Genomic DNA, 8,906 nt, shown 5'->3' on the forward strand with positions numbered 1-8,906 from the left:
AGCAAATCCCAGATTTATAGAGAATTATTTTCTGTATTTTCACTTAATATAGGCGACTCATTTTCTAATGCCGATTTAAGTTTATCGAGACTTTTCCACTTTTTGTCTTTGATAGTGTTATCATTATAGACATCCACAAGAGCGTCCGTACTCCAGGCCTGTAGTTGCTGAATAAGTTCCTTTTCTAAACCAATATAGGAGAGATAAGAAGTCCAAAAGTGGCGGGCGGCGTGGGGATAAAAATGTTGTGGTAAATGTTCGTCCCATTTCGTCATCCAACTTCTAAATGTGCTTTCTGTTGCTGGCTCACCAGTAGATTTTATAAATATTTTATTATGTGGTTCAGCACCTCTTTTTTCGATAATCTCATTTCTAATTGGCAACCAATTTTCATAATATGGTTTAAAGAAGTTTGTGATTAAATACCTTGGAATCATTTTTCCATGAACACCCCTACCTTTTACTTTAATTTCTTCAGTAGTCTCAATAAATAACCCTTCAAATGCCGTGTGCTCTAAATCAATAATATCAGTAGTGAATCTTTCTACTTCTGAAATTCTCGTTCCAGAAGCCATCAGTAACCCCAAAAGACACTGCTCCTGTATCTTATCATTGTCACTAAGCCATTGCATAAGAACGTCAAAATCTTCTTTTTTAAATATAGATTTCTTTCTAACATTCTGCTTAATTTGCTTGTCGATTAATTTTACGATGTTCCTAAATTGAGGATATTTTTCATCATACATTTTCATAATCCAATCTGAAAAAGATGAGAGAGTGCTATGCACATGTGCATATCTGTTTGGACTCCAATTCCAATCAACAGATCCTTTATCAAAGAAATCCATAAGTTCAAATTTCTTAATATCCACGAAAAATTTATTTTCATTATGCTGTAAATTCCAAACAAAGAAGATATTAAAATTTGAGCGATATGTACGAATAGTTTTTGGAGAACATTTTGTAGATAAATTCTTTAAAAACCTTTCGTATAATTCCTTGTTCTTAGGATTGATTTTCTCAATCAATTCTGGTGTTGTTATTTTATTACTTGGCATTTCTCTTCCTGGTGCAGCCAATTAAAATCACTTCCTTTCATTTTTACATACAAAAAGCACCCATACCTTTGACAGCATGAGTGCTTAAAAATCTAAAACAGATAACATTTGATTAACTTATTCCCATCACATACATTTCCCATTTTGCATTTGGATATCTTTTAAAATTCTCATCAACAATTTTATGTATGTCTGCAATATTTCCCCTATTCTCATCAATGTGTATAATTTTCCCACCAGTGATGCCTATTTCTTCGCAAATTAAATTAAAATACATAGTTTCACCATTCTTCATCATAGTAATAACCCTCACAATCCACCATTATGTTAATAGTTACGCCTAACGCAGAACATAATTTACATATTGTTGAAACCGTTGGTTGTATTTCATGATTTTCTATTTTACTAATTGTTGCGATGCTGACCCTTGACATCTTCGCCAATTCTCTAATAGTCAACCCCTTTTCAATTCTTAATTTGCGCAAATTAATTTTCACGTAAGAAACTCCATTTTCAAAAAGATTTTCTTACATTTTACTCGATTTATGTCTGCAAGAGCATTGTAACATATTTCCAGTTTCATATGTGAAACATGCTTTAAACGTCGCTTTTTTCTTCCTAAACGTCATTATTCGACATTTTCCAACAAATTCTCGATACAATTAATGCAGAGTTCTTTGTCATTGAATTTATAAAGCTGTTCATTACAACCACAATCATCACAGAAATGAACTTTGACTCGGTAATATTTACAGCCTTCATATAAACAAGGCAATTCACAATCGACACAGTCAGATTCATATTTTACCAAAATATCACTTCCTTATTTAATTGAGATACCAACAGTGCTGCTTAAATATTTTTTAAAATCCTGAAATAAATCATACATACCACCACGATTTACAGAATCAACAAATGCTTGCCAAAAATCACCATCTGTAACAGCAATAGATTCTTGACCATGAACACCATTTCTCATTAATTCCCATACATCTTCAACTGTATCCCCCGGAATTTCCGAAACCGTTCTTGTAATTGGATTTTTCCACGTAGACGGATCATATGATGCCTTGTCTGGGTCGAGATAGATTTCCATCGAGACAGTAACGCCAGAGACTTTGATGTTGCTTACCATAATAGCGTCAATAATACGGTACTGGCGGTCATACAGGTCTGAAGGGGTATACTTATTGTAAAACTCACTGTATATAAATTCCTTTAAATATTCTGGAAGTTTTATTTGTAATTCCTTATATTTATTGACGACTTGTTTCAGCAGAAATGAATCTAAGTTTTTTAGCTGAATATTGGCCATATTATTTATTGGCTTTTTCAGCTTGAGCGATATCGGCAATGTGAGAGTAGTATGTAGATGTTAAATCTGGATTCTTTGAAATCTTGTCAATATTCTGAATAAGATTTTTCATGTCATTAGCACTGACTGACTCATTTAACTTATTAATTGATTCAGTTGCTTCCATTTGCTTGTTTGTAAGTTCAGTCTGTAATTCCAATAGATCACTATGCTGATTTAACACATAGAGAGAAATAGCCATAAATGTCTTTCTAAATTCTTTCTCTTCAATTTTTTCCTGTTTTCTATTTCCAAAATAATTCTTGATTTTATTTAAAATGCTCATATATTAGTCCTCCAATATTTTAATTAATTTAGTCGGGTATCATTTAGAAATTTTTCTACATTCCAAGTCCAGTTCTTAATTTTCTTACGTCCAGTAATTTCAATTGGATTATGCCGTAATAAGTCTTTTTCGTTAAACGACTTCTTACTCAAATTACTCGTCATTGACAAAAAATCACATATCTCTTGAAAATAAGTACGTTCAATTAATTCGGATTCATCTCTGAAATTAAAAATAAAGCCACTGACGACCCCAGCATATTTTGATAGTTTATCAAGTGACAATATCTGATGTTTATGTATCATTTTTGATGGCTGTTTCTCTTCGCAATTTATGTCCTCATAAGAGAATGAACCAGATTTACTTGTTTTAAGTTCTAATGCGTAAAATGTATTTGTACGCCCATTCCATAGAAATGAGTCACATGGTTGCTTTGGAGAAAATCTTAGATTACTACCACCAGAAAATGTACCTGTAGAATCGTTTAACCTATGATATAGCACATAATCTGGAATTGACTTCTTGAAGGCGTTCTCGAAAATCTTACCACTATTCATTAGACATTTCCTTATCATCTACATTCTCTAACAAATCAGAAATATCTACCGCCTTTTCTCTGCACATAGAAACAATCGTAGACACTGCTTTTGGAACTTCTAAATCATCTAACATATCTAACGTTTTGGGTTTTGTTTTCTTCCCTGTACTATTTAGATAGTGCGTAATTCTTGAATTAAGATTAATACTATGTTTGTATAAAATTTCTTTCTTGAATTCAGTCCAGGCATTACCGAAATTTCCTTCACAAGCAAAACCGGCATATCGTCGCACACAAGCATTAATAAATTTTCTTCCAGCCCATTTAAGATTCTTTTCTGCTAAAGCGTCATTCTCTTTGTTTAATAAAACATTCCTATTTCTTTCCTCTTTAAGTTGCGTCAATAGTTTGATTCCAAAATCAGGATCGTTCAAAATTTTATCAATGGTTTCTTCAGTGGCATATATTCCGTGCTTGCGGATTGATGGCAAAACCTCGTCAAAAACCCACGATTCAAATCTTTCAGCAGATGGTAATTTTGATTTCATAATAAGTCTATAGATATCGCCTTCTGGTATAACTTTTAATTCTTGTTTCCCACCTTCTGTAAGGAAGGACTGTTTCAATGCCCCCTTACAATGTCTCAAAATAGCATTCTTTGGCTCAACGTAACCTAACGCTCTTGCAACATCATTACCCACAAAATAAGGCTTATCATTAATGTCAATAACTCTAACATTACCAAACTCTTCATTATTAAAAATTTTCATCATTTTATTCATTTATTATTTCTCCTTCATTTTTTATTTATCTCCTTAATTAACAAAAGAGTAGAAGAGCGTGGAAGGAGATGACCACTTTTCATGGGAGCGACCTCATGATATTCTTCTACTCAAATCAAATAATGCGGTTCAATAACCTCCGCATTTAGGCATAATAAAAGCACCTATCTAAACCTATTGACGCATAGATAGATGTTTTTATTAATCAAAATAGGACAGAAGAGTGATAAGTGCTCATCTGTCCTTATTAAATTACCATTTGAAATTTGGTAAGATTTGATACAATATGGTTACGGCAATTCCACCTATAACGAGGTACCATAGTTTTTCCTTGATGTTGTCAGTAAACTTCTTGGTTTCTTTAGCTGGTCGATTTTCAATTTCTGTAACTTTTACGGTTAAAGCGTCCTGCGACTCCTGAATCTTAGATACTTTCCCATCCATGCTGATTACAGATTTACCGATATTCTCAACGCTATTAGCTATCTTTACAAGAGATATCTGTGTCTCATTTAATTTTTCCATGCCCATTTCGAGTTTATCAATTCTTCTCTGATTTGATTCACCTCGACTTTTTACCTCTTGTAGTTCTACAGCAAGTTCAGGATATTTTTCATCCATACCATTCCTCCTTAGAAGACTTTGAAATGGCTAGTATCTGGATTTATCTCTTCCTCACCTTCCCAAATCCCGTCTTTGTTTATTTTGTAGTACACATTATCTTTACTTCTCGATTTCACATATGAAGAAGTGACCATTTCTCCAGAATTGCAGAAATAATACCATTTATCATTTATATGCCTCCATTGATTACTCAACATTACACAATCTTCATTAAAAAAATACCACTTATCATTATGCTGATACCAGTCGTTGCAAATTGCGAAACCGTTATCACCTAAGAAGAAACTCCAGTATTCATTTTTATCCTTGTCTGATTTCCATTTATACCAGTTGCCTTTTACATATGTAGTAGCATTACCTTCGGAATCCCCTAAATAATATCTCCAACCACCATCTTCATTGTGCCAACCATATCTCTTTTTATCTTTTAGTGCTTCCTTAAAATCTCTCCATGTGTGTCTTGTATGGTTAAATACATAGGGGTTTGGGCAGATTTTCCCGGTCACATCGTAATGTCTGATTACATGATTTTCGTCAACACCGTACTTATCCATTAGCTTTTTTGTTAATTCGATGGTTGCCTGCACCGTAGCATCTTCAAAGTACCAGTCTTTAGAGTCACTCGCCATACTATCTTTGTTACGAACACACATTTCAATTCCCAAACTATTTGCATTACGACATTCCGGGTGGTTATACTTTTTGGCACCACAATGCCAAGCGACGTTTTTATCCTCAACGGACTGCCAGATAGAGCCATCAAAGTCTACATAGTAGTGAGCTGAAGCACTTCTATTACCTTCTGCATAATATTTACAATTGGCTTTTGCGCTACCTAATGCTCCCACATAATGAATTACAATATACTTAATACGATCTATTTTGCCAGCAGTATGATTGTAAGGAGTAAGATACTTGTTTATATTCATATCATAACCTCCATTTTATATTATTTCTTTTCAATATACTGTTTCAGAGCTTGATGGAATCCCGTAGAAGCCAATCCGCTCACCATTCCACTTAACACAATCTGGGGAGTAACTGCCCAATTGCTTAGCCAGGAAGCCAATACAACGCCGATTACAGCACAAATCGTTGGGATATACTTATTGTCAACGTCTTTTACCCAGTTCTTTAGAATATATCCAAAGCACAAGCAGATACCCAATACTACTGGTAACATAAATTCATTTAAAAATTCCATAATTATTTCTCCTTTTCTCAGCAAAGTTAAATTTTATAGTAACCTAGTCTGGTTTATGATCCTTCCAATATGACCACGCCATAGATGTCTCTGGTTTATAATAAAATCCGATTAATTTCCCGTCGTAGCCTTCGTCTAGCCAAACGGGTTGGCAACTCATTTTTGCATATGTAACAATTTGTTTTAAATTACATATTTTAATCAGATTATCTTCACCATAAACCTTTTTAACATCGTCAAAAGATTTACATTTAATCAATTATAGTTTCCTTTCCATTCGTAAAAAATAGGTCATATACGCAACCCAAAAGATTGAAATATATGACCTATAATTTATTTCAATCCTCTATGTTTTCTAAATTTTCTAATTTACTTTTTATTTTGGGTTTCAGGGATTTCATATATTCATTTTTGTCAACAACTTTAAATCCGTCTTTTGTCTTCTCCACGTATATAGATGTAGAAGCAATCTTTCTATCTGTAACAAATTGAATTTGCTTACCTTTAAAAGTTGCAATAACTATATTCGTATTATTATTGAAATTAATTACATTACAGAGTTCAATCATTATCCACCTCATAAAAAGGGAGTGGATAATCCACTCCCATGATAGTTGTTATTCTTCTTCAAGAATGAGATCCAACATCTCATTTTTATCATTAACCATTAAATCACATGTAATAGTCAAGGTGGCTGGGTCACCAGTGTTAGACATGCCAATACTCATATTAGACTGAGGAGAAGCCTTATAAGCTACAAACTTATATGGAAGAAGCTCGTCATCTTCACTTTTCATTACCGTATCACCATATACAGTAAATGCCTTCGGGAAGGAACTACCTTTAATGGAAATTCTTTGAACCTTGTCTGTAAACTCCTTGACATAATAAGCAATCACCTTATCATTGTCATTTGCTCCAGTGATTGTTACTTCTGTCCCGGTGACTGTTACAGTTAAAGCCTCCCCACAATCATCGTCAGCTGCAAATACATTAACAGCAGCCCCAGTAGCAGGAGCAGAAGACAAGGTAATCTTACCTGTTGCCACAGTTAATACTTCCCTAACCATAAACTTGGCAGTGTTTGAAATATCACCGCCAGTCAAAAGCTGATATAACTTAAAACTCTGAATCTGAGTCTCAATTGTTAACGTTCCACCTCTCTCTCCAGAGAACGAAACTCTCTTCGGATGCCCTTTACCTCCGTAAGCAAATACAGTCTCGCCTGTGACTTCAGTTGTACTAACGTTTGCATAATCCATATTTAGAAACGGCTTTTTTGTTGCATAATCTTCAAAGATTAAATCACAAACTTCTCTGTTTGCAAATGTCTGTCCCATTTATAAAATTCCTCCTTGTTGTTTATAAATAAAAAAAACACGTCATATCGACGTGTTTAGTTACCAGTTTTATACCATTCATTTCCTATAAATGACTTATCTTCATTTCCATGGGCAGCAACCCTTGCACTATATATATCAAAAAGAACATTTCCCTGTTCTCTTTTAAAATGCTCGTAAAATTGGTATACCGTTAAGTCCCATACGTTGGTGAAATTAATTGAATTACTTTTAACTGAGATAGCAGTAATAAGATTTGGTAATTCATCATCTTTATTTAGTCTGCTGTTTTCATTAGATTTTTTTTTACCAAGTTTAAGCTTTTTGATAATATCTCTGGCCTTTTTACTTTTTACTTTTGATAAGTCCACATCTGTTTCTAAAATGGGTATCCCACATCTTTGCAATATTATATTGCAAACAATAGTTAAAATATTTCCTGTTATATAGCCGAATTTATTCGAATCAATTAATATTCCGTTATCACCAATTGTATAAAATTTATGTTTTTTAGCGTCATAGTTGATTCCATCACCAATTACAAAAAATACTTTGTACTCCGATTCCCAAAATACTGTTTCACAAAAAAAGAAATTTAACATTTTCACATATAATTGTTGCAGTTCAATGTCTTTTTCTATAAAATACATCATGTTAATGTGTTTTTGCTCTTCTTCACTTAGGGAATTATACCATTCCAACATTTCAGGCTTATTTGTCTCGCAGTATTTTTGTGGATTCATAAGCAACAATCCAATAAATCCATGGTAACGACTATATGTAATATCCGGATTCCAAATTTCCTTAAGAGTAGGAGACTTTATACTTCCTATCAAAAGCAGATTCTGATCTAATTGAACCATTAATTTGTATGGATATGGTGATATTAAATCTGCATATTCCAATTTCATATAAGCACCTACCTAAAATCTTTAACGTCAAAAGTTAAAGTATGTCCTACATAATCATTGATTAAAAAATCATTAACAGTAACTAAATCAGGTATGCCAATCCCGAATTTTCTGCCATTATCTTTTATCTCACACAATAACTCTTCTACATATTGGGCTAAAACATCATACTTAAAACCATAATATCCTCTTGGAGGTTTACATTCGATTATACTTTTATCGCAAATAACCTGTATTGTTATTCTCATCGTTTTAATTGACGAACCGCCTTTATACATACCTGTATCAAACAATATATAGCTTCTTTTTTCTTTTATTGTTCCCTGTATATAGAGATGTGGTATTAAATATTTTTCCAACTCAGAATCTAAATCATAATTCTCATTTTCATAATTATCGCCCAATAATATTTTACATATATTATCACTATTCTTTAGCAAAGAAAGCAAAGTTATTTTATATCTACCCAATTCCTTTAACATATGCTTTCCCTCCTATAGTGATGATTCAATGCCAATGGTTAAGTTCTTTTTTACTGTTTCATCTTCAGTTGAAAATATAAGTGAAAAAGTTTTACTTATTAAATCGTAGTTTCCATCTGATATCCTAATCTTAATATTGTTTCCAGTAACCGAAGTGGTTATTTTATCCTTAAACTCTGATTGAATTTCCCATACCCCAGTCTGCTCCAACGCATTGCCATCTTCATCTGTAATTAAACCAGTGAAGGTTTTATATGCTCCGCCTAGCTTAATCGTTGCATTGCCTTTATAAGCGATATCCAATAAAATTGGACTTTGATTAGGTTC

At 33.1% G+C, this 8,906-nt stretch carries 14 protein-coding genes; all 14 read right to left on the bottom strand.

Annotated features, from left to right (window positions below; all coding sequences use genetic code 11):
- Positions 1–14 precede the first annotated feature (14 nt).
- On the bottom strand, positions 15–1,079 hold the full coding sequence (locus tag FAY33_RS18565) for a site-specific integrase (RefSeq protein ID WP_243126841.1): 1,065 nt from the start codon (positions 1,077–1,079) through the stop codon (positions 15–17).
- A gap of 91 nt (positions 1,080–1,170) precedes the next feature.
- Positions 1,171–1,356, bottom strand: coding sequence for a hypothetical protein (locus tag FAY33_RS18570; protein WP_143322859.1), 186 nt, complete (start codon positions 1,354–1,356; stop codon positions 1,171–1,173).
- A 525-nt stretch (positions 1,357–1,881) separates the two neighbouring features.
- Complete coding sequence (locus FAY33_RS18580) at positions 1,882–2,373, bottom strand: hypothetical protein (protein ID WP_143322864.1); 492 nt, start codon at positions 2,371–2,373, stop codon at positions 1,882–1,884.
- Position 2,374: 1 nt separating this feature from the next.
- Positions 2,375–2,698, bottom strand: coding sequence for a hypothetical protein (locus FAY33_RS18585; protein ID WP_143322866.1), 324 nt, complete (start codon positions 2,696–2,698; stop codon positions 2,375–2,377).
- Positions 2,699–2,721: 23 nt separating this feature from the next.
- Positions 2,722–3,255, bottom strand: coding sequence for a hypothetical protein (locus tag FAY33_RS18590; RefSeq protein WP_143322868.1), 534 nt, complete (start codon positions 3,253–3,255; stop codon positions 2,722–2,724).
- Complete coding sequence (locus FAY33_RS18595) at positions 3,248–4,018, bottom strand: BRO family protein (protein ID WP_143322871.1); 771 nt, start codon at positions 4,016–4,018, stop codon at positions 3,248–3,250. Before FAY33_RS18595 ends, FAY33_RS18590 begins: the two co-directional genes overlap by 8 nt.
- Before the next feature lie 252 nt (positions 4,019–4,270).
- Positions 4,271–4,639 (bottom strand): hypothetical protein, encoded by a 369-nt coding sequence (locus FAY33_RS18600; RefSeq protein ID WP_143322872.1) that lies wholly within the window; start codon positions 4,637–4,639, stop codon positions 4,271–4,273.
- Positions 4,640–4,650: 11 nt separating this feature from the next.
- On the bottom strand, positions 4,651–5,571 hold the full coding sequence (locus FAY33_RS18605) for a peptidoglycan recognition family protein (protein ID WP_143322874.1): 921 nt from the start codon (positions 5,569–5,571) through the stop codon (positions 4,651–4,653).
- 20 nt (positions 5,572–5,591) lie between these two features.
- A complete protein-coding gene (locus FAY33_RS18610) occupies positions 5,592–5,846 on the bottom strand; it encodes a phage holin family protein (protein ID WP_143322875.1) in 255 nt (84 codons plus the stop codon).
- A gap of 338 nt (positions 5,847–6,184) precedes the next feature.
- Positions 6,185–6,415: a hypothetical protein gene (locus FAY33_RS18615; protein ID WP_143322876.1), complete on the bottom strand. Its 231-nt coding sequence runs from the start codon at positions 6,413–6,415 to the stop codon at positions 6,185–6,187.
- Positions 6,416–6,463: 48 nt separating this feature from the next.
- Positions 6,464–7,186 (bottom strand): hypothetical protein, encoded by a 723-nt coding sequence (locus FAY33_RS18620; protein WP_143322877.1) that lies wholly within the window; start codon positions 7,184–7,186, stop codon positions 6,464–6,466.
- 56 nt (positions 7,187–7,242) lie between these two features.
- Positions 7,243–8,097, bottom strand: coding sequence for a hypothetical protein (locus FAY33_RS18625; protein ID WP_143322878.1), 855 nt, complete (start codon positions 8,095–8,097; stop codon positions 7,243–7,245).
- An 8-nt stretch (positions 8,098–8,105) separates the two neighbouring features.
- On the bottom strand, positions 8,106–8,579 hold the full coding sequence (locus tag FAY33_RS18630) for a hypothetical protein (RefSeq protein WP_143322879.1): 474 nt from the start codon (positions 8,577–8,579) through the stop codon (positions 8,106–8,108).
- 12 nt (positions 8,580–8,591) lie between these two features.
- On the bottom strand, positions 8,592–8,906 hold a 315-nt coding region (locus FAY33_RS19690; RefSeq protein ID WP_185967715.1), incomplete at its 5' end, for a hypothetical protein.

The sequence above is a fragment of the Clostridium sp. HBUAS56010 genome (genome assembly GCF_007115105.1).
GTDB lineage: Bacteria > Bacillota > Clostridia > Lachnospirales > Lachnospiraceae > Lacrimispora.

Bases quoted from the DNA above. Each gene is read 5' to 3' on its own strand.
- FAY33_RS18590 (WP_143322868.1), bottom strand. From the start codon at position 3,255: ATGAATAGTGGTAAGATTTTCGAGAACGCCTTCAAGAAGTCAATTCCA.
- FAY33_RS18620 (WP_143322877.1), bottom strand. From the start codon at position 7,186: ATGGGACAGACATTTGCAAACAGAGAAGTTTGTGATTTAATCTTTGAA.
- FAY33_RS18595 (WP_143322871.1), bottom strand. From the start codon at position 4,018: ATGAATAAAATGATGAAAATTTTTAATAATGAAGAGTTTGGTAATGTT.
- FAY33_RS18600 (WP_143322872.1), bottom strand. From the start codon at position 4,639: ATGGATGAAAAATATCCTGAACTTGCTGTAGAACTACAAGAGGTAAAA.
- FAY33_RS18580 (WP_143322864.1), bottom strand. From the start codon at position 2,373: ATGGCCAATATTCAGCTAAAAAACTTAGATTCATTTCTGCTGAAACAA.
- FAY33_RS18625 (WP_143322878.1), bottom strand. From the start codon at position 8,097: ATGAAATTGGAATATGCAGATTTAATATCACCATATCCATACAAATTA.
- FAY33_RS18615 (WP_143322876.1), bottom strand. From the start codon at position 6,415: ATGATTGAACTCTGTAATGTAATTAATTTCAATAATAATACGAATATA.
- FAY33_RS18630 (WP_143322879.1), bottom strand. From the start codon at position 8,579: ATGTTAAAGGAATTGGGTAGATATAAAATAACTTTGCTTTCTTTGCTA.
- FAY33_RS18570 (WP_143322859.1), bottom strand. From the start codon at position 1,356: ATGATGAAGAATGGTGAAACTATGTATTTTAATTTAATTTGCGAAGAA.
- FAY33_RS18605 (WP_143322874.1), bottom strand. From the start codon at position 5,571: ATGAATATAAACAAGTATCTTACTCCTTACAATCATACTGCTGGCAAA.
- FAY33_RS18610 (WP_143322875.1), bottom strand. From the start codon at position 5,846: ATGGAATTTTTAAATGAATTTATGTTACCAGTAGTATTGGGTATCTGC.
- FAY33_RS18585 (WP_143322866.1), bottom strand. From the start codon at position 2,698: ATGAGCATTTTAAATAAAATCAAGAATTATTTTGGAAATAGAAAACAG.